20 protein-coding genes are annotated in these 19,661 nt (G+C 39.2%); 13 read left to right on the plus strand and 7 right to left on the minus strand.

The window, feature by feature from the left end; translation table 11 throughout:
- Positions 1 to 17 precede the first annotated feature (17 nt).
- A complete protein-coding gene (locus FC27_RS09970) occupies positions 18 to 2,357 on the minus strand; it encodes an HAD-IC family P-type ATPase (RefSeq protein WP_010624455.1) in 2,340 nt (779 codons plus the stop codon).
- Positions 2,358 to 2,457: 100 nt separating this feature from the next.
- Between FC27_RS09970 and FC27_RS09975 the strand changes: the two genes are divergently transcribed.
- The 3 genes from FC27_RS09975 to FC27_RS09985 are packed head-to-tail and all read left to right on the plus strand — an operon-like array spanning position 2,458 to position 4,307.
- A complete protein-coding gene (locus tag FC27_RS09975; RefSeq protein ID WP_010624454.1) occupies positions 2,458 to 3,120 on the plus strand; it encodes an HAD hydrolase-like protein in 663 nt (220 codons plus the stop codon).
- Positions 3,121 to 3,123: 3 nt separating this feature from the next.
- Positions 3,124 to 3,939: a hypothetical protein gene (locus FC27_RS09980; protein WP_010624453.1), complete on the plus strand. Its 816-nt coding sequence runs from the start codon at positions 3,124 to 3,126 to the stop codon at positions 3,937 to 3,939.
- Positions 3,940 to 3,953: 14 nt separating this feature from the next.
- On the plus strand, positions 3,954 to 4,307 hold the full coding sequence (locus FC27_RS09985; protein WP_010624452.1) for an iron-sulfur cluster biosynthesis family protein: 354 nt from the start codon (positions 3,954 to 3,956) through the stop codon (positions 4,305 to 4,307).
- Positions 4,308 to 4,365: 58 nt separating this feature from the next.
- On the opposite strand, the gene FC27_RS09990 is transcribed toward FC27_RS09985, so the two are convergent.
- The 3 genes from FC27_RS09990 to FC27_RS10000 all read right to left on the minus strand — a co-directional run bounded on the left by FC27_RS09990 (position 4,366) and on the right by FC27_RS10000 (position 6,992).
- Positions 4,366 to 5,772, minus strand: coding sequence for a hemolysin family protein (locus FC27_RS09990; RefSeq protein ID WP_010624451.1), 1,407 nt, complete (start codon positions 5,770 to 5,772; stop codon positions 4,366 to 4,368).
- 71 nt (positions 5,773 to 5,843) lie between these two features.
- Positions 5,844 to 6,110: a hypothetical protein gene (locus FC27_RS09995; RefSeq protein ID WP_010624450.1), complete on the minus strand. Its 267-nt coding sequence runs from the start codon at positions 6,108 to 6,110 to the stop codon at positions 5,844 to 5,846.
- Between the two features lie 63 nt (positions 6,111 to 6,173).
- The gene (locus FC27_RS10000) at positions 6,174 to 6,992 is read right to left on the minus strand and encodes a CAP domain-containing protein (RefSeq protein WP_010624449.1); all 819 of its coding nucleotides are present in this window, start codon (positions 6,990 to 6,992) and stop codon (positions 6,174 to 6,176) included.
- A gap of 172 nt (positions 6,993 to 7,164) precedes the next feature.
- On the opposite strand from FC27_RS10000, the gene FC27_RS10005 reads away from it, so the two are divergent.
- Positions 7,165 to 7,827, plus strand: coding sequence for a MerR family transcriptional regulator (locus FC27_RS10005; RefSeq protein ID WP_010624448.1), 663 nt, complete (start codon positions 7,165 to 7,167; stop codon positions 7,825 to 7,827).
- Between the two features lie 252 nt (positions 7,828 to 8,079).
- Here FC27_RS10005 and FC27_RS10010 read toward each other — a convergent pair whose 3' ends face one another.
- Positions 8,080 to 8,940, minus strand: coding sequence for a MurR/RpiR family transcriptional regulator (locus FC27_RS10010; protein WP_010624447.1), 861 nt, complete (start codon positions 8,938 to 8,940; stop codon positions 8,080 to 8,082).
- Positions 8,941 to 9,074: 134 nt separating this feature from the next.
- Here FC27_RS10010 and gnd point away from each other — a divergent pair, with 134 nt between their 5' ends.
- The 4 genes from gnd to FC27_RS10030 all read left to right on the plus strand — a co-directional run bounded on the left by gnd (position 9,075) and on the right by FC27_RS10030 (position 13,540).
- Positions 9,075 to 9,974: a phosphogluconate dehydrogenase (NAD(+)-dependent, decarboxylating) gene (gene gnd / locus FC27_RS10015; RefSeq protein WP_010624446.1), complete on the plus strand. Its 900-nt coding sequence runs from the start codon at positions 9,075 to 9,077 to the stop codon at positions 9,972 to 9,974.
- 12 nt (positions 9,975 to 9,986) lie between these two features.
- The gene (gntK, locus tag FC27_RS10020) at positions 9,987 to 11,537 is read left to right on the plus strand and encodes a gluconokinase (RefSeq protein WP_010624445.1); all 1,551 of its coding nucleotides are present in this window, start codon (positions 9,987 to 9,989) and stop codon (positions 11,535 to 11,537) included.
- A gap of 73 nt (positions 11,538 to 11,610) precedes the next feature.
- Positions 11,611 to 12,963, plus strand: coding sequence for a gluconate:H+ symporter (locus FC27_RS10025; protein ID WP_010624444.1), 1,353 nt, complete (start codon positions 11,611 to 11,613; stop codon positions 12,961 to 12,963).
- A 133-nt stretch (positions 12,964 to 13,096) separates the two neighbouring features.
- Complete coding sequence (locus FC27_RS10030) at positions 13,097 to 13,540, plus strand: fluoride efflux transporter FluC (RefSeq protein ID WP_010624443.1); 444 nt, start codon at positions 13,097 to 13,099, stop codon at positions 13,538 to 13,540.
- A 12-nt stretch (positions 13,541 to 13,552) separates the two neighbouring features.
- Here the strand turns inward: FC27_RS10030 and FC27_RS10035 are convergent, their stop codons facing one another.
- Positions 13,553 to 13,936 carry a winged helix-turn-helix transcriptional regulator gene (locus FC27_RS10035; protein ID WP_010624442.1) on the minus strand — a complete coding sequence of 128 codons (384 nt, stop codon included), beginning with the start codon at positions 13,934 to 13,936 and terminating at the stop codon, positions 13,553 to 13,555.
- Between the two features lie 113 nt (positions 13,937 to 14,049).
- On the opposite strand from FC27_RS10035, the gene FC27_RS10040 reads away from it, so the two are divergent.
- Both FC27_RS10040 and FC27_RS10045 read left to right on the plus strand, forming a co-directional pair.
- Positions 14,050 to 14,391, plus strand: a complete 342-nt coding sequence (locus FC27_RS10040; protein ID WP_010624441.1) for a fluoride efflux transporter FluC — start codon at positions 14,050 to 14,052, stop codon at positions 14,389 to 14,391.
- A gap of 9 nt (positions 14,392 to 14,400) precedes the next feature.
- Positions 14,401 to 14,829, plus strand: a complete 429-nt coding sequence (locus FC27_RS10045; protein WP_010624440.1) for a DUF805 domain-containing protein — start codon at positions 14,401 to 14,403, stop codon at positions 14,827 to 14,829.
- Positions 14,830 to 14,888: 59 nt separating this feature from the next.
- On the opposite strand, the gene FC27_RS10050 is transcribed toward FC27_RS10045, so the two are convergent.
- Positions 14,889 to 15,755, minus strand: coding sequence for an NAD(P)-dependent oxidoreductase (locus tag FC27_RS10050; RefSeq protein WP_010624439.1), 867 nt, complete (start codon positions 15,753 to 15,755; stop codon positions 14,889 to 14,891).
- Between the two features lie 143 nt (positions 15,756 to 15,898).
- On the opposite strand from FC27_RS10050, the gene FC27_RS10055 reads away from it, so the two are divergent.
- The 3 genes from FC27_RS10055 to FC27_RS10065 all read left to right on the plus strand — a co-directional run bounded on the left by FC27_RS10055 (position 15,899) and on the right by FC27_RS10065 (position 19,646).
- Positions 15,899 to 16,750 (plus strand): YitT family protein, encoded by an 852-nt coding sequence (locus FC27_RS10055; protein WP_010624438.1) that lies wholly within the window; start codon positions 15,899 to 15,901, stop codon positions 16,748 to 16,750.
- A gap of 587 nt (positions 16,751 to 17,337) precedes the next feature.
- Positions 17,338 to 18,222, plus strand: a complete 885-nt coding sequence (pepI, locus tag FC27_RS10060; RefSeq protein ID WP_010624437.1) for a proline iminopeptidase — start codon at positions 17,338 to 17,340, stop codon at positions 18,220 to 18,222.
- Between the two features lie 32 nt (positions 18,223 to 18,254).
- Positions 18,255 to 19,646 (plus strand): peptide MFS transporter, encoded by a 1,392-nt coding sequence (locus tag FC27_RS10065; protein ID WP_010624436.1) that lies wholly within the window; start codon positions 18,255 to 18,257, stop codon positions 19,644 to 19,646.
- Positions 19,647 to 19,661: the final 15 nt, after the last annotated feature.

The raw sequence follows: 19,661 nt of genomic DNA on the forward strand, positions 1-19,661 counted from the left end.
ATTTGACTTAGAGCCATTTATTTCCAATTTATTTTTGAGAAAACCCGACGACCTAGCATTTCCCGCATGAACATAAACAGTGGCCAGGCAATCAAGGCGATTGAAATGTAGATAAAGGTAAAACGGAGGTCAAAAATACTCTGCAAGCCGAAAAGTTTGTCCGAATAAGTAAAAGCAATCACGAACAAAGCTATTGACGCGGCAATCATCAGCTTCTTACGGATTATCAGTGGATTACTGATCGATATCAGCGCACAGTAACCGATGATCCCGATACCAAAGACTGACATAGTCGAGGTACTCTTGAAGCTTAAGTTTACCCAACCGCCAACTCCGTGGATGGTCAAAATCAAAATTATATTACAAATTGCCGCTGGTAAAGCAATTTCCATGACGTTTCTCATGAATCTACCTGCTGGTGGCCGGTAGTTCGGCTCTAGGGCCAAGATGAAGGTGGGGATACCAACTGTTAAAGCATTGACTGGTGTTAGTTGTGAAGGCTGGAACGGATACCCAGTGCCAAGAAAAATATAGACAATCGACAAAACGACTGAGTAAATTGTCTTGATCAAGTATAGCGAAGCCACTCTTTCAACATTATTGATCACTCGACGACCTTCATTGAGCATGAAGATCATCGAATCAAAATTGCGGTTGAGCAAAACAAAGTCCGCACTAGCTTCAGCCGCGTCACTTTCACCAGCAATCGCCACACTACAATTGGACTGGCGCATGGCCAACACATCGTTGACACCATCACCAGTCATACCAACCGTCAAGCCGTTGTCTTGCATAGCCTTGATCAAATCAGATTTCTCATTTGGTTTGACTCGGCCAAAAACACTATAATCTTGAACTAATTTATGGTAGTCAGCTTCAGGATCAACGCTGCTCATGTCGATGTAGTTATCAGTTTTATCTATTCCAGCTTGTGCAGCTACATTAGCTACGGTCACCGGATTATCACCGGAAATGATTTTCAAGTCGATACCTTGGTTTTTCAAATAATCAAAAGTTGAGGGAGCATTTTCCCGGACTTCATCGGCAATCAAAATCAGACCTAATAGTTGTTGCTTGTGGTCAGATTCTTGAACTACTGCTAAGACACGAAAACCTTTTTCAGCAGCCTTTTGGACTGTTTCTTTAGTGTCGATTGAAGGTTTGTCGATGATAAATTCAGGTGCACCCATAATATATTTGGTACCAGATTCGGAGATGAAACCAGAAAATTTAGTTTCGGAAGAGAATGGGATAATCTCGTGAACTTTGTCCTCGACAGTTTGAGAGTTCAAATGGTCGATTGCTAAAGCAGTAGCATTTGTTTCTTCAGTTACTTTAACGATTGTAGCAGCGACTTTTTTGATCAGGTCTTCTGATGTAGAAGATTCAGGTAGGATTTTTTTTACGGTCAATTTACCAGTAGTGATAGTTCCGGTTTTATCCAAACAGAGCGTATCGACACGCGCTAAAGTTTCAATAGCGTTCAAAGAACGAACCAAAATTTTCTTTTTTGATAGGTTATAAGCGCCTGTTGCCAAGGCAACAGCAGTCAGTAAGACTAGGCCTTCTGGAATCATTCCAATGACTGAAGCGGACGTTCCCAGAATAGATTGAGCGACATTGCCATTCTTTAAGAATGAACGGAAAAATAAAAGTAAACCTATAGGAACGATTGTGTATGTTAAAATCTTGATAATGTTATTGATGATCTTCATCAAGATACTTTCGGATCCTTTTTCACGGCTGACCGCATTCGACAATTTAGAAACGAAGCTGTTCATACCGACTTGAGTCAGCTGGACCTTGGCTTGACCAGCAATCGCAAAGCTGCCAGAATAGACAGAATCATTTTCTCCTTTGGCAATGGTGTCAGACTCACCGGTGATACTGGATTCGTTGGTTTGCAGGCCATTGCTTGAACGGACGATTCCGTCGGCAGGTATGGTATTGCCACGCTTTAAGATGACGATATCATCTTCGACTAAGTCCTCGATGGGGACTTGTTGAGTTTCACCGTCACGAATGACAGCAAAATTCTCTTCGTTGACTAAATTGATTTTGTCCACAGTCAATTTTGCACGAATTTGTTGGAAACTTCCGATGATTATGTTGGCGAGTACTGGTCCTAGGAAGAATAAATTTCGGTACGAGCCAGTCCAAATGATCAAAATGGCAATGACTAAGTTCAGAAAATTAAAGAGCGTCAAAATATTATCTGCTAGGATCTGCGGGATCGAGCGGGATAGTTTTTTTATTTGAACATTAGTCAAACCCTGATCATTTTGGTGCTTGACCTCAGAATCAGTCAGGCCAATTTTGATATCTATATATTGATCTGGTTGTTTGACTTTTATCATATATTTACCTACAGTAATTTGATTAGGCATTTTTAAGTAAAATGCCTTATACTCTAAATACTACTTTAATTAAAATTTAACATAAAAGGATGACTATTTTTTGAATAATTTATTTTTTGATTTAGACGGGACATTAGTTAATTCCGAAAAAGGGATCATCAAAGGCTTGAAGTACATGTATAACAACACTTTGGGCTATGTTCCACACGACGATGCAACTTTGAGAAAATTTATTGGCCCAACTTTTAGCTATTCTTTCAAAAAGTTTGATAATATTGACGTAAACGATCCACAAGCTAAAGTACGGATGAAAAAATTCCGTGAATACTATGATGTGGAGGGTTGGAAAGAGCTGACTGTCATTGATGGCGTCTATGAAATGCTCGACCAACTTAAGCATCAAGGTAAGGAGATTTTCGTGGCGACGTCTAAACCTGAAGTCCATGCGAAAAACATTATCCAGCATTTTGGCATGAAACCATACATTCGCCACGTATTTGGTGCGAGTGACGATGAAGTGACTCGTTCGTTGAAAGCTGATGTTATTTCCTATGGGATGGAGAAAACTTCGGTCAATTTGAATTCTGATAATCTTGTTATGGTAGGGGACCGTAGCAGTGATGTTGAAGGGGCTCATCAAAATAATCTAAAGGCAATTGGAGTAACTTACGGTTTTGGGGATAAAGACGAATTAAGCAATGCTAAGTCAGATTGGATCGTCAACAAACCTTTAGAAATCGCTAAACTAGCTTTGGAGAAATAAGCAATGAGTAAATCAATATACAATCGTCATGGTTTTACCTTAATTTTATTATCGTTGTGTTTAATGATCATTGTCTTTATGGGGATCACTCTGTCGACAGTTCTGAACGGCAACTATGTCAAAAAGGTGGTCACCAGTCCGAGTAATGTTACCTTGATCAAAAACTATACTAATCAAAAACTAGGCAGTATCGTTGATAGTTACACACCTTTGAATAATTTGACGGCCACTCAACTGAGTGATCAACAAGTTAAAAGTATCATTGATACTTCAGTGAATGAACTGTATGATGGCAATCCTAATCTAACGATTGGCTCGGTCGTTTTGTCAACAATTGGCGATAATCTTAAAAAAGAGGCAAAAGCTGACGGCTTGAATATTGATACTGAAATTGATCAGACGGTCGAAAGCAATAAAGGCATCATGGACCAGATCGTCAACAATGATATCGGTCCCATTGACCAAAGTTTACAACATATTAAGCAAGTGAAACAGATTGTGAAAGTTACGATGGCAGTCGCGGCAATTATTTTTGTTTTACTAGCGATTCGTTTACGTGCTAAAGTCGACTCTAATATGCTATTTTTACATCATATCGGGACAGTCGGTATTTGTACGGCCATCTTACTAGCGGTAGTCTTGGTGATTGTTTATTATCCAATTGCTACCTTTATCACAAGCAATGTAGAATACAATGTTCGGGATGTTTTGTATAATATCCTTAGCGGTATTTTCACAAGCTATATTTCCATAGTCTTCATGGTATTTATTTTAAGTATCATAGATTGGGGAAGTACCGGGAAATACAAATACAATTGACGAGGAGATTTAATATGAAAATTGATATAACTCCAGAAGCTAAAGCAAAATTGGCACCATACGAAGGTAAAAACATTATTTTAGATCTTGATGACGGACAAGGACGTTTTTCTGGCCAAGGTGATTGCGCTTTGATCACAAAATTCCGGATTATTGCTGTAGACAAAGACGAGGATTTGTCTGACTATGCCATCAAATTAGATAGTGACCTTGGTTCAATCTACTTTAAGAAGAGTGCTGAAGAATTCCTTAAACCAGGACTTCAATTACACGTAAATCCTAAGACACAATTGTTGGTCTTCAAGAATGATTTCGAGATCATCGACAACAGTGTTAATATCATCGATTATAATCAAGTAAAAGCTTAATTTAGTAAAAAAATAGGCCCCGGTAATTTTAAAATTACCGAGGCCTATTTTTGTTATTTTAATCAGATGATTTTTCATCATCGTTTTCTTTTAAATCATCAACGCTAGTCAATGATGCTAAGTTATCTTGTTTAGTAACCGCATTTGAATTGATAGTCACTTTAAACCAATTAGCAAAACCGTGTTCGAACTCTGCCACTTTGAAGTGGAAATTGTCTAAATCGAACTCGGAATCTTTTTGAATGTTTGGTAACTTCTCAAGGATATAACCACCAACAGTGATGATATCAGATTCTTGGAAAGCCTTGATATCAGTTTTGAAGTATCTTTCAAAGTCATACAAAGTAGTCTTACCAGAAACATTGTAGGAGTTGTCGTCATTTTTGATGATGTATTCATCAGAAACAACATCGATCTCATCTTTAACAGTACCGAACAACTCTTCGTAAATATCTTTATCAGTGACGATACCACTAGTTCCACCGTATTCATCGACAACGATGACGATTGGAGTTTGTTTGGCAATCATTTTCGATAGGATATCTTGGATCGGCATAGTTTCGGGGACTGTGTTAACAGATCTCAAGATCCGGCTAATACCGACTGATCCATCGACTTGCTTTTGACGGACGATATCATAGGCGTAAACATAACCGAGAACTTTATCTTTATCATTGTCGGCAACAACTGGGAATCTGGAGAAACCTTGTTGTAAGTAATCTTTAATTACATCACTGACTGTGTCAGTAATATCGACAACATATAAACTCGTCCGATCGACCATGATATCTTTGGCAACTTTATCATTTAATTCGAAGGCACGTTCCATGAAGACAACATCGTTTTGGTCCATATCGCCACCCTTGATTGATGATTTTGATAGACGCAGGATTTCTGACTGTGAGAAAACCTCGTTCTCAGAATCAGCAGGTTTCATACCCATCAAACGAACGATTCCATTTGATGAAGTATTTAATAACCAAACGAATGGATAAACTGCTAAATGGAAAACTTTTAATGGAGTAACGACCAACATCAGCATTTGAAGTGGTTTGTCGATAGAAATGTTCTTAGGAACGATTTCTGTTAAAACAACTTCAAAGTAGGTTAGTAATAGAACACCAACAATTGACCCTAGGATTTGAAGGCCACCAGAATTAATGGCGTGACCGATCCCGAAGAGTTCAACCAACAAATGTTCGATTGTTCCTTCACCAATCCAACCTAAAATAATACCAGCGATACTAGTACCAACTTGAGTAGTAGATAAGTATTCGTTTAGGTTATTGACCATGTTGAGTGCACGTTTTAGTTTTTTAAGACTACCGTTACCTTTATCAATGGCATCTTCCAGTTGACTGGCACGCGTTTGAACTAAAGCAAACTCGGCAGCAACGCAGAAGAAAGCAAATATGAAGGTAATTAATATAATAATAAAATTACGTGTTAATTCGGCGTTCGACAATTCAGGAACCTCTTTTCTAGTTAAAAAGAATTATACACTAAAGAAAAGCCGACTGAAGTCGGCTTTAGCAATTAATTAACATTAGTTGTGATTTTTTCTTGGGTATTAACTGTATCACTAATTGACCCAGATACACCATTTCGAGCCTCAGAAAAGGTTTTGAATTGGTAACTATAATTTGGCTGACTGTCAGAATTCAAACCACTAATAGTAACTTTGTACTGTGAGTGATCATTGATTGTCACCGCATTTGGCGGCAAGAAGCTCATAAATGATTTGGAATAAGCAGCGCTACCAGAATAAATTGGCGAAGTCGTGCCCGTAGTTCCATCAGTCAAGTTTGTCACAGTGATTTTGGTGTCGTCAGTGACTAAGTTGGCGCTTGAAGCAGAACTGATCGATCAAGGGATCTGAGTTGAACCGTTCGCTGCGGTCAATTCTTCAACTGGGAAAACTCCATTATTAGGGTAGGAAACGATCTCAGATGATGGTGTGCGATTGCGGTCGGGCGAGTTATTGACCAAGACACTTTCGTAATAACGGCCAGCCTGGGATTTAGCGATACCGACACCAACAGTTGAAAGGAACGGCGATAGGAACCAAGCACGGTGGCCGGCATCCATTCCAGAAATATTAGTATTGTCCAGCATCAACTCGCGGATCGGTTCGCCGACTGTTTTAGGGAAACCAAAATAAAGGATGCTCTCACCGGTTCCTAAAATGGCCCGATTCCAATAGAGAGTGGGCAAATTGATTGGTTTAGTTGTATTTTGTAAATTATGCTGATTTTTGTAAGGGTCAGATTCAGCATACGCCATCACAGCTGACGAGATTTGCGCTAAATCGTTCGAGTCAGTACTAGCTGAAATAGCCGGAAGTCCGGAAAGTGATCGATAATAGTTGATCCAGGCGACCGTTTTGTTGATCACAGTTGGGCTCAAAACACCTGGGGCGAAAGTAGCTGAAAAATTGGGCTCAGTTTGGTATAAAACTGAGAGGTCATTATCAGAATCGCTCAAGGATGCATATTGGGCTTGGAAATCTTCGATGGCAGCTTTTTCAGCTGACGTATAAGTTGTTGCGCTACTTGTGTCCGTTGCGGCTTTGACCATTTGCGTTTTGATCAGTGCATCGGCGTTATTCGACGTAAACGGTGTGGCGATCGGAGCGGCAAGCATCACTGTTAATATTGGGGCTATTAACCAATGACTCCTCTTCATAATCAAATCCTCCTGAATTTACTTTCACCCTTATATTATAACGAATAAATGTGTAGAATTGAATATCGGTACTTTGATGTTATAAAAAAATTCATGATATGATAATTTTAGTTGATATAATCGAAGTTAATTTCTATAATTGTACTGATATACAAGCTTGGGGGAACAGCTTTTGACAAACGCAAAAACTACGAAATTTTTAACTCCGGCACAAGCAGCCGAAATTTTAGGGATCAGTGTCGCTACACTGCGCAAATATTCATTGATCGTCGAACACTCGACCAATAATAGTGGTTATTTTGAACGTAACAAACAAAATAACCGTCTTTATACACAAAAAAATATTGATGATTTCAATAAGATGGTAGAATTGGGCCACGGTCCTAAGATGACTTTAGAGTCAGCCGCCAAACAAATCTACCCTGTTTCTGAAGCTGATCAAGCTCAAGCTGGAGATAAGAGTAACGGTACTCATAACGCTCAAGTAGCAAACTTGGAGAATACTATCAAAGAGTTACGAGCAAATATTGAACAACAAGATCATGTTATCCAAAATCTCAGCAAGAAAATCTTGAAATTACAAGAATCCACTTCCGCTGAAGATGAATCAACTGATGATAAAGACAATAAAGATGAGAAGTATCAAGAATATTTACAAAAAGTCCGTGAAGCAAAAAATAAGAAAGACAAAGCGGACGCTAAAGACGATGCAGATACTGAGACTGCCGAAAAGCCAGATTCAGAAGAAGGCAAGAACAGCAAACTAAAAACCTTAGTAAATATGCAAGTCAATGACGACAAAAAAGGTCATTGGTGGAATCGCTTTTTGAAGTAAAAAAGAGCGCTTGAACAGGCGATTAGTTTGCGAGCATTAACAGGNAAACTGCCTGTTATAGCACGTTTCCGCTATAAAGATATGATACGTGTATTTTTAGCAAATTAAGTGTAAAGAGATGATTTCAGGTTAAGCAAGAATATACGTAATAACTCAATTATCAAAAGTACGTGCACTAACCACAACAAAAATAAAAACAACAAAGCCGACATTCATTTTGAATGTCGGCTTTGTTTTGTCTAAATTTATTTATCAAGAATCTGAGGTGGTCCGAGTTCGATTGATAGTGTGGCGGATCTCTTTGAAGACATTACTGGTCTGTTTCTCATCATGCACGGCAGTGATCAAAAACAATGTATCGACCAAACTGATTTGAGCAATGATTGCGTGCAAGGCTTCGTTTTGATATTTTGTTTCGTCAGATATCGACAAAAGACAGACGTCGACTAAATTGGTTAAAGTCGAGTTTCCATAACTAGTTATCCCAATGATGCGGACGTCATTTTTCTTCAACTCGGAAATTATTTGCAGTGTATCTTTATTTTCGCCACTGTGGGAGATGACTACAGCACAGTCGTGAGCAGTCAACTTTGTAGCGGCCATTAACTGCATGTGATAATCAGCGATATAGTAGGGCTTTTTGTCGGAACGCAGGAATTTATGGAAACCGTCCTGGGCAACGATGCTGGAAGCTCCTAAGCCGAAAAAGGCGATTGTTTGACTCTGATTAATAATGTCGATTGCGGCCTTAAGTTGATTCTCAGTTAAAATTCGTTGAGTTGCCGTTAGGGTCGACTTATTTCCATTGAAAATTTTTTGAGTCATCGTCATGTAATCGTCGCTTGGCTTGATATCTTGAAAAAGTGCATCTGATTCTTCTTCTTCATTGGAAGTGATCAGACTTAATTTGAAATCTTGGAAACTGTCATAACCGAGCATTTTTGCAAAGCGAGAAATGGAAGAAATCGAGACTTTAGCATCGGCGGCTAAAGTGTTGATCGTTAGCCCTGAATCAAAAGATTTATGGGCCATGATATAATCGGCAATTTCTTTATATGTTCCCCGCAAATTGTGATAGTAACTTTGTATAACATAATTTATATTTTTCGCCATATTCTTAACCTCTATGTTTATAAAGTACCACATATTTTAATATTAGAAAACTCTTTTCAAGATATGAGTTGATTGTTGAAAAATATTTTCGTATAATGGATTTTGTTGAAAACAATTACATAGGAGATGGAATTATGAAATTAGCCATGATTGGTTTAGGAAAAATGGGAATCAACCTGACAGAAAACTTGATCAGAAATGAACATCAAGTCGTTGCCTTTGATTTGAATGAAGATTCGAAAAAGGCGGCTGAGAAATTAGGTGCCGAAGTTGGTACTAGCTTAGAAGATACTATTTCTAAGTTGGATGAAACTAAGATCGTTTGGGTGATGTTACCAGCTGGGAAGCCTACAAATAGTACCATCGACCAATTGAGTAAATTGCTTAATAAAGGTGACATCGTTATTGATGGTGGAAATTCATTCTATGAAGATTCACTTCGTCACAATGAAATTTTAAAAGCTGCTGAGATCAACTTCTTTGATTGTGGAACATCAGGCGGTATGAGTGGTGCTAATCGTGATGGTAACTTCATGATTGGTGGCGATGATAAGCAAGTCTTTGAATATATCGAACCAATTTTTAAAGGCATCTCTCAAAAAGATGGTTACTTATATACAGGTAAGGCCGGAAGTGGTCATTACTTGAAGATGGTCCACAACGGTATCGAATACGGAATGATGCAAGCAATTGCTGAAGGATTCGATGTTTTGGAACATAGTAAATTTGATTATGATAATGAAGCAGTCGCTAAAGTTTGGTCAAATGGTTCAGTTATCCGTGGTTGGTTGATGGAATTAGCTGAATCGGCATTCTCAAAGGATGCCAACTTAGACGAGATCAAAGGTGTTATGCATTCATCTGGTGAAGGTAAGTGGACACTAGATGAAGCCTTAAAAGAACAAGTTCCAACTCCGGTTATTGCCTTGTCATTGATGATGAGATATCGTTCGATGGAAGATGATACCTTTACTGGAAAAGTCGTTGCAGCCTTAAGAAACGAATTTGGTGGTCACGACGTCGATAAGAAGTAGGAGGAATTTCTGATGGATTACATGATCGGTGCCGACATCGGTACAACTAGTACAAAAGCAGTTTTGTATAATATGAAGGGTAAAGTTATGGCTTATGCCAATAAGGGTTACCAATTGTATCAAGATACACCGGATATGGCTGAAGAAGATCCAGCAGATATCTTTGATGCTGTAGTCGAGGTTTTAGGACAAGTCATTCGTAAGGGAAAAGTTCAGCCAGGTGAGTTAAAAGGTGTTTCTTTCTCGTCAGCAATGCACAGTTTGATCTTGATGGACGAAAATGATCAACCATTAACTCGTGCTATTACTTGGGCTGATAATCGAGCTGCGAAATACAGTGAACAATTAAAAGAAAATGGTCTCGGTCAAGAAATTTATGCTAAGACCGGAACACCAATTCATCCAATGGCACCATTATCAAAGATGCTTTGGCTGAAAAATGAAAAACCTGATTTATTTAATAAAGCTAAGAAATTTATCGATTTGAAAACATACGTGTTCTACCGTTTATTCGGTGTTTACCAAATGGAATATTCAATTGCATCAGCAACTGGATTGTTCAATATTTTCAAACTTAAATGGGAACCTCAAGCATTAGATCTTTTAGGCATTGATGAAAGTCGTTTGCCTGAATTGGTCGAACCAACTGACAGTATCAAAGGGATCGACCCTAATTATGGAAAGCTCTTAAATATCAGTGAAGATGTACCATTCATTTTTGGCGCTAGTGATGGTGTCCTTTCTAACTTAGGTGTCAATGCCATCGACCCAGGTGTCGTTGCGGTAACAATCGGTACTTCTGGTGCTGTCAGAGTTGTCGTTGACAAACCAGTAGTTGATCCAAATGGTCGTTTGTTCTGTTATGCCTTAACTAAGAACAAATGGGTCGTAGGGGGACCAGTCAATAACGGTGGAATCGTCTTCCGCTGGGTCCGTGACCAATTATTTGCTCCAGAGAAGATAACTGCTGAGCAAATGCAAGTTTCTTCATATGATATCTTGACGCAGATAGCTGAGAAGATTCCAGCCGGATCAGATGGATTATTGTTCCATCCATATCTTGGTGGTGAAAGAGCTCCAATTTGGAATGCTTATGCCCGTGGTTCATTCTTTGGTTTAACTCGTCAACATACACGTGCTCATATGGTTCGAGCAGCACTTGAAGGTATCGTCTATAACTTATATATGGTTATGTTGATGATCGAAGGAGTTGCCGGGAAACCTAAGAGTATCCAAGCAACTGGTGGATTTGCACGTTCAGTGCTTTGGAGACAAATGTTAGCTGATATTTTTGAACAAGACGTTACGATCCCTGAAAGTTTCGAAAGTTCTTGTTTAGGTGCAGCTGTATTAGGGATGTACGCCCAAGGTTATATCGACGATCTTTCTGAAGTTAAAAACATGGTCGGTGTTACTAACGTTCATCATCCTGATGCTAATAATTTTGCGGTTTATCGTGAATTACTACCAATTTGGATCCGTCTTTCAAAAACTTTGGCACCAGAATACAAGAGTATTGCTGAGTTCCAAAAGAAGTTCATGAAGGAACGTCCTGAAAAATAAATAACTCGTCCTCGGACGAGTTTTAATATTGCCGACCGTGAAAGCGGTTACCACACTAGGGAGGAATACACACATGCCATTTGTCGTCTTGATTCTAGGAATTGCCCTATTGCTTTTCTTGATCATTAAAGTAAAATTAAATACCTTTGTTTCATTAGTCGTTACCTCGATTGCTGTTGGTGTTGGTCTAGGATTGCCAATGACCCAAATTGCCACCAGTATTCAAGATGGTATCGGTAGCCAATTAGGAGAACTATCGATCGTCTTTGGTTTCGGTGCTATGCTTGGACGTTTAGTAGCCGATGCCGGTGGTGCTTACCGAATTGCCCACACATTGATTCAAAAATTTGGAAAAAAACGATTGCAGTTGGCAATTGTTTTAGCATCATTCATCATCGGAATCGCTTTGTTCTTCGAAGTTGGTATGGTGCTCTTGATTCCAATCGTCTTTGCGATTGCAATGGAAGCCGGTGTCTCGATTCTGTATCTAGCGATCCCAATGGCTGCAGCTTTATCTGTTACCCATGGATTCTTGCCACCCCATCCAGCTCCAACAGCAATTAGTGCCGTTTTAGGTGCTAGTGCTGGTCATGTGCTACTTTACGGAATAATTGTAGCTATCCCATCCGTCATTGTAGCTGGTCCACTTTATACAAAAGTTGCTAAGAAATTAGTTCCTGATGCTTTCAATCGAACAGGAAATTTAAAAGCCTTAGGACCTCAAAAAGAATTTACACTTGATGAAACACCTAGTTTTGGTATCTCAGTTTTAACTTCATTATTCCCAGTTATCTTGATGGCTATCACGACTATTTATCAATTGCTCTTTAATTGTGGAAGTTTACCAAAACATCCATCAACCTTAGATTCGATTATTGCCTTTATTGGTACACCAGCCATTTCAATGACGATCTCATTATTGATTGCTATGTACACAATGGGTTGGGCACGTCGTTTCAAGACTCCACAGATCATGAATACTGTTGAAGAAGCAGTTAAATCGATTGCTATGCTACTACTAGTTATCGGTGGTGGCGGTGCCTTCAAACAAGTCTTGATCGATGGTGGCGTTGGTGACGCCGTTATGAAATTATTCTCCGGATCAAACTTATCACCGTTGATCCTAGGATGGTTGATTGCAGTTGTTCTCCGTATTGCTTTGGGTTCAGCCACAGTTGCCTCACTTACTGCCGCTGGATTAGTCTTACCATTAATGCAATCAGCAGGTGTTAATCCAGCCTTGATGGTTCTAGCTGTTGGTGCTGGTTCATTAGCCGCATCTCACGTTAATGATGCTGGTTTCTGGATGTTCAGAGAATACTTTGATTTGACAGTTAAAGAAACATTATTGACTTGGACAATGTTAGAAACAGTTATTGCCGTAGTCGGTCTGATTTGTGTCATGATCTTAAGTATCTTTATTTAAAACAAAATAGTATTTCATCGATCCGTTGGCTAAATTGCTGACGGATTTTTTTACTATAAAAATGCCTGTTTCTTTGGGATTTAGAAAGTTATTTGGTATCCTTAGATAGTATTTGAAACAGGGGGATCTATCAGTGAGTAAAATTCGGACATTTTTTATAATTTTTATTGGTGCATCGATTGGTGGGAGTATGCGCTATTTGATCAGTTTATTTTTAGTTTCCGGTTCAGGTTTTCCTTGGGGAACTTTGTTTGTCAATTTGACCGGAGCTTTCTTTTTGCCACTTTTGATCCACTATTTGTATGACCGTTACCATCTCAGTGCCACGACTGTTTTAGCTTTGACGACCGGACTTATCGGCTCATACACAACATTTTCCACGATGACGGCAGATACCTATTATTTATTTGCCAGTGGGAATATGAAATTTTTAACGTTATATTTGATTGCAACTATGATTGGTGGTTTTTTGTTTTCATTGTTGGGAAATTATCTGGCAGCTATCCGAGCTACTTTTTATTATCGCCATGAACGTAACCAAGCAAATATTGAACAAAAAAAAGATACTGACGACTAGTCAGTATCAGGATTAATTAGCTTGTTTTGAAGATAGTTCTGAATCGTCGTCTAATAAAAGGACTGATTCGCCGTTGCAACGGCGTCTTTTGATGTCCTCTTCACCCCAGTGACAAAGTTCATCCAACAATCCGCGGAGACTTTCTCCGTGCTCACTGAGAGAATATTCGACCTTGGGTGGGACTTGCTGATAAGCGTGACGTTCGACCACACCATTGTCTTCCAGATCGCGCAATTGCTGCGTTAAAACCTTTTGAGTGATATTAGGGATAGCGCGCCTAAGTTCGCCCATACGCATAGTTTTACTTTTCAAATGACACAATATGACGGGTTTCCATTTTCCACCGATAACATCAAGGGTGGCTTCGACGCCGATATTGTAAATGCATTGTTTCATTGCCATATCTCCCATCAACGATTATGATTTCTATATTATCATGTTAATTATTTTAATAACAGAATTATTGTTTTTGGTCAGGAATGGTCATTATTTTAAAGGGGATTTTCAAAATGAATGTAGTATTAGTCGCTTTGGGGGCCACGTTGGGCGCATATTTGCGAAATGAATTGACCGTTGCTTCACGAAAGGTGAAATTGGATTTCCCTTGGATGACGTTTTTGATCAATGCAGTCGGTGCTTTTCTTTTAGGTGTAGTAACTGCTAAAATTGGTAATAAGGCGATTTTGCTCTTTTTAGGGACTGGCATGTGCGGTGGCTTTACGACTTTCGGCACTTTCAACTTCGAGTTGAGCCAGCTCTGGTTTCAGCACCGTTATGTACGTTGCTTCATCTATTTTTGTCTGTCGTACATTTTTGGAATATTAGGATTCGCCTTAGGGATCCAACTATAAGAGGTAAATATGGATAAAAAAATTTGGAATCAAAGTCAAAAACCTGGATTGATCAATTCAACTAAATTATTTTTTCAAGACTTATTTGTTGGTGCCAAGCGGGTCAGTCGCCGTGATTTTTGGTGGGGATATCTCGGAACGACCATCTTTTTTGCCATTCTGATTGGTATATTAGTCTTTTTGATGAAGAGCATGCCGCTGATGACTTATTATTGGAGCGCCGTCATTGGCGTAGCCATCGCCATCTCATTCGGTTATTATTTGATTGCCATATACAACGCCGCCATTCGACGCCTACATGATATCAATCTGAAAGCTTGGTGGATGCTACTCATCCTCGTGCCATTCTTCGGTTATATCATCTTGTTAGTGATGATGTCGTTAGGCCAAAGAAATGCCAATAATCGTTTTGAGAAAGAGTTATCCGTTCAACCATAAAAAAAATCCGTCAATTCACGTTCGTGGATCGGCGGGTAATTTTTTTGTAGTGGGAGAGGTTACCACCAAAGTTTGACTAAAGCTTGAGTACCCTCATCGCCGAAACCTTTGTCGTCGACTAATTTTTCATAAAGTGCTTTGGCTTGTTTGGTTGCAGGTAAATCTAAGCCCATTTTTTTGCTTTCGTCTAGTGCGATTCTTAAGTCCTTTAAAAAGTGTTTAGAGAAAAAGCCAGGAGCAAAATCATTATTCAAGATACGAGGGACGTAATTTTCCATGCTCCAGTTGTCGGCACCGCCGCCCTCAAGCGTCTGCAAGACGTCCTCTAAGTTTAGTCCAGCGGCCTTTGCATAGACCAGCATTTCGGAAAGCCCAGTCATCGTACCGGCAATCATGATTTGATTGGCCATCTTGGTGTGTTGACCAGCTCCATAAGTACCGAAGTAGTGTTGAGTTTTTCCAATAATATTGAAAATATCAGTTAACTCTTGATAGGCTTCTTTTGATCCTCCGACCATGATAGTCAATTGACCATTTCTGGCACCAACGTCACCACCAGAGACAGGAGCATCAAGACATTTAACGCCCATCTTTTCAGCCTTTTTGCCGATCTCTTGGGCTAAGGTCGGGGTACTAGTCGTCATATCGACGATTGTTTGTCCGCTCGTCAAACCACTGAAGATACCGGTCTTTTCAGCAAAGTAAACATCTTTGACATCTTGTGGAAATCCGACCATAGTGAAGACAATATCGACATTTTTAGTCAATTCTTGAGGATCCTTGAACCAGTGGGCACCTTGTTTTAATAAGGGTTCCGCTTTTGATTCTGTTCGTGTGTAAACTGAAACGTCATAGTTAGCTTTTAACAAATTGTTAATGATTCCACTACCCATCACGCCAGTACCAATGAAACCAATTTTTTCCATTTTGACTATCTCCTCAAATAATATATTGGTATAATTACTATTTTATCATTGAAAACTAATGCAATGATGTATTACATTGATTGAGGGACTTTAGTTATATTTTAATATAAATTTTTACATACTTAGTTTTGGGGGTGGCAGCGATGGCCATTTTTAAAGAATATTCAAAAAAGATTTTTGCAGCCCTGTTCTACGGGATCACCTCAGCGATTGGTATCCAATTGTTATTACAGCCGTCAAAAATATACACAGTGGGAGTCATGGGTGCTTCCCAGCTGTTCGTTAACTTATTGATCAAATTCATCCATGTTAATACACAAGTTTATCTGTGGTACTTCTTGCTGAACGTGCCACTAGTAATCCTTTCGTGGATCAAATTAGGTAAGAAATTTACTATCTTGTCATTAATTTCTATCGCGTCAGCTTCCATCTTCATCCTGTTCATTCCGCTACATCCATTGACTGATGACCCGATGCTCGCTTCGATCTTTGGTGGTGTCATGGTCGGGATCGGTTCCGGAATTTGTTTCCGCTACGGTTTCTCGACGGGCGGTACCGATATTATTGCCCTGATTATTCAAAAGAGTAAGGGTGGTACGGTCGGGCAAGTGGCTTTCAGTGTCAATGCCATAATTATTTTGATTGCTGGTGTTGTCTTCGGTTGGGAACTAGCTTTGTACAGTATCGTGTCGATTTTCATTACTAATATGGTGATCGATAGAATGTACATCCAGCAACAGAAGATCACTGTAGTCGTATACTCGCATGAGATCGACAAGATTTCCAAAGAATTACTGAAAACTCTCAACCGTGGTATAACGATGGATTACAATTTGACCGGTGCATACTCGGGCGAACAAATTGGTTCGATTACCATGGTCGTGACTAAGTTCCAGCTCTTCTTCGTCAAGCAGACGGTTCAAAAGATTGATCCTAAGGCCTTCATCAACATTCAACCAACCATTGGGATCATGGGAAGATTTAACGATAATTAAACGATTTATGAAAATAACATCAGGCCAATTATGGTTTGATGTTTTTTTGATGTCATGAATTTAGAGAAAAATGTAACAGAGTAACATTTTATTAGGTGCGAAAAATACTAATTAAATTGTAATAAATTATTAGTTGAAGTTGACTGATGCTTAAATTAAATAGTGGTCAGGGCAGCAAACACGGCCTAATTTGATAAAAAATAAAATTAAAAATTAAATTATAAAGTGAAATAGGTAACAAAATTGGTATCTGAAAATTAACAATATTTGATTATTTGAAAAAGTTGCCAAAGTAGTCATTGGTATAGCTTGTTTTAGTCATTAATTAAGCCGAAAATGCCTTTATAACAGCATATATGGAATTGTTTTTGATAAATGAAATATCTTAAAATGATTTTGATGGCGTTTACAATATAAAATAATAACTGTACAATTAAGTTGGTTCAGCGATGAGTCATATTTTTTTGATTATATTAGTGAATAAAATCACTTTATTTTATGCTTGGATGAGGTGTTTGCTACCGCTAAATGATATCTGGCTCTCGACTAACTTTTCAAAATTTTAAATTTGATCAGGGGAGGCAACAATGAAAGTTCAAGAAGGCTATATGCCATATTTAGGATATGAAACTTATTACCGCATCGTCGGTGAACAGCATGGGAATAAGAAACCATTGGTCTTACTGCATGGGGGACCAGGTTCGACTCACAATTACTTCGAATTGCTGGATGACATTGCCGTCGATGGTCGACAGTTGATCATGTATGACCAGCTAGGCTGTGGTAATTCTGCGGTACCGTCACATCCGGAGCTATGGAAAAAGGAAACTTGGGCTAATGAATTGATCGAGTTACGGAAATATCTCGGTTTGGATGAAATTCATTTGTTAGGTCAGTCTTGGGGTGGCATGTTGGCATTCATTTACATGTGTGATTACCATCCCACAGGCATTAAGAGTTTGATCTTATCAGGTACTTTACCATCAGCTAAATTATGGGCTCAAGAACAACATCGCATGATCAATAATTTTATGTCAGAAGAAGATAAAGCAGCAATCGCACAGGCTGAAAAGACTGGTAATTATGATGATCCAGCCTATCAAAAAGCTAATGCAAAATATATGGAACAACATGCTGCTGCGACACCGACAGCTGATTCCCCGGAACCACTCAGAAGAAAGAAAATTTCGGGAACAGAAAGTTATATGGTCGCTTGGGGTCCGAATGAATATTCACCGGAAGGGACATTGCACGATTACAACTATCTGGATCAGATGAAGAATATCACCACACCAACGCTGATCACTAGTGGTATCAACGATCTTTGTACACCATTGATAGCAAAAACGATGTACGACGGTATCCCTAATTCGCGATGGGAATTATTTGCCCACAGTCGCCACATGCCATTCGTTGAGGAGAATGCTAAATATGAAGAATTGCTAACTAAGTGGTTAGACGACCATGATTAACCAATAAAATTTTTCGAAGGAAGGTTTTTGAAGTGGACGAAGACGTGGTTGATAGCAAGACTAACAGTAAGAAAAAGATCAAATCTAAGAAACCGTTTGGTTTTTACGTTTGTTCTTTAGGATTCACTTTCGAACGAACGAGTTTTTATACCGTTAAATATATGCTTGCCATTTGGATCGCTACACAAGTTGGGAAGGGTGGTTTAGGTCTGACTGATGTTCAGGCGGCCTCGATGGCCTCAATGTTCATCGCAATGACTTATATTACACCGGTCATCGGTGGTTACATTGCTGACTACTGGCTGAATCCCAAAATTTGTGTCGCTTCAGGAATGATTCTCATGGCGATCGGGTACCTATTTACATGGCAAGCACACTCGATTCCAATGGTTTGGGCAATGATCATCCTGGTTTCAATCGGGACTGGCTTGTTCAAAGGAAATTTATCTGGTATCAATGGACTTTTGTTTGACGACCAAGAAGAACTGAACGAGGCTTTCACAGTTCAATATACTTTTACTAATTTAGGTTCCTTTACCGGAACGACCTTTATCGTTTTGTTGATCCCTGTAATTGGCTTCAACAATGTGTTCCTAGTTTGTTCACTCTTTATGTTCTTAGATGCGATTTGGTTCATCGCTAATCGGAAGACATTCGGTGACGCCGGTTCGAAACCATTCAAGATCGATCAGCGTAAATTTGATTCCGTCGCATCAAAAAAGACTGAAGATGGTAAAAATGCACCATTGACATCTGGTGACAAAAAACGGATCACTGCAATTATTTTGGTTACGTTGTTCTCAGTTGTATTCTGGATGGCTTGGTATTTAGCTTATATGCCAATCTATTATTACTTCGGTCATGGCGACGGTGCAGCCTTTCTCAACCGTGCCAACTGGGCTTTGGGTAGTTTCAGCATTCCAACGTCCTATTTTGATTCAGTCAATGCTTTAGTCTGCATTGCAATGGGACCTATCATTGGTAAGTTGTGGACCAAGTTGGCTCAAAGACCGCAAGGTGATATGAGCATATTCAAAAAGACTGCCCTAGGGATGATCTTCATGGGTCTTTCATATGTAGTTATGATCGTGGCTGATTATGTTGGCCAAGGAAATACTTCTATTTTATGGATTGTCTTAGTCGGTATCTTGATGTCGATTGGTGAAATGGTCTTCTCGCCGTTAGGTAATTCCTTCATCACTAAGTTGGCACCATCGAAATTGATGGGATTACTATTAGGCTTTTGGCCAATCGCCGTATTTTTTGCAACTTTGATTTATCCAAAAGTATACGCCTTATTGAAGACGACTGATCCAACTAGTTTTCAGATCGGTTACGGAATTTTAGCTTTAATAGTTATTGGTTTAGGCTTAGCACTCTATCTTTCCAGTAAATCTTTGGATCGACTAGAAAGTGCCAAGTAATAGTAAGTTTGGGGG

It is taken from the genome of Companilactobacillus versmoldensis DSM 14857 = KCTC 3814 (genome assembly GCF_001434295.1).
GTDB lineage: Bacteria > Bacillota > Bacilli > Lactobacillales > Lactobacillaceae > Companilactobacillus > Companilactobacillus versmoldensis.

Coding starts and splice junctions, on each gene's coding strand:
- FC27_RS10045 (WP_010624440.1), top strand. CDS start 14,401: ATGGATAAAAAAATTTGGAATCAAAGTCAAAAACCTGGATTGATCAAT.
- FC27_RS10000 (WP_010624449.1), bottom strand. CDS start 6,992: ATGAAGAGGAGTCATTGGTTAATAGCCCCAATATTAACAGTGATGCTT.
- FC27_RS09970 (WP_010624455.1), bottom strand. CDS start 2,357: ATGATAAAAGTCAAACAACCAGATCAATATATAGATATCAAAATTGGC.
- FC27_RS10055 (WP_010624438.1), top strand. CDS start 15,899: ATGGCCATTTTTAAAGAATATTCAAAAAAGATTTTTGCAGCCCTGTTC.
- FC27_RS10050 (WP_010624439.1), bottom strand. CDS start 15,755: ATGGAAAAAATTGGTTTCATTGGTACTGGCGTGATGGGTAGTGGAATC.
- gnd (WP_010624446.1), top strand. CDS start 9,075: ATGAAATTAGCCATGATTGGTTTAGGAAAAATGGGAATCAACCTGACA.
- pepI (WP_010624437.1), top strand. CDS start 17,338: ATGAAAGTTCAAGAAGGCTATATGCCATATTTAGGATATGAAACTTAT.
- FC27_RS10040 (WP_010624441.1), top strand. CDS start 14,050: ATGAATGTAGTATTAGTCGCTTTGGGGGCCACGTTGGGCGCATATTTG.
- gntK (WP_010624445.1), top strand. CDS start 9,987: ATGGATTACATGATCGGTGCCGACATCGGTACAACTAGTACAAAAGCA.
- FC27_RS10025 (WP_010624444.1), top strand. CDS start 11,611: ATGCCATTTGTCGTCTTGATTCTAGGAATTGCCCTATTGCTTTTCTTG.
- FC27_RS09985 (WP_010624452.1), top strand. CDS start 3,954: ATGAAAATTGATATAACTCCAGAAGCTAAAGCAAAATTGGCACCATAC.
- FC27_RS10010 (WP_010624447.1), bottom strand. CDS start 8,940: ATGGCGAAAAATATAAATTATGTTATACAAAGTTACTATCACAATTTG.
- FC27_RS10035 (WP_010624442.1), bottom strand. CDS start 13,936: ATGAAACAATGCATTTACAATATCGGCGTCGAAGCCACCCTTGATGTT.
- FC27_RS09980 (WP_010624453.1), top strand. CDS start 3,124: ATGAGTAAATCAATATACAATCGTCATGGTTTTACCTTAATTTTATTA.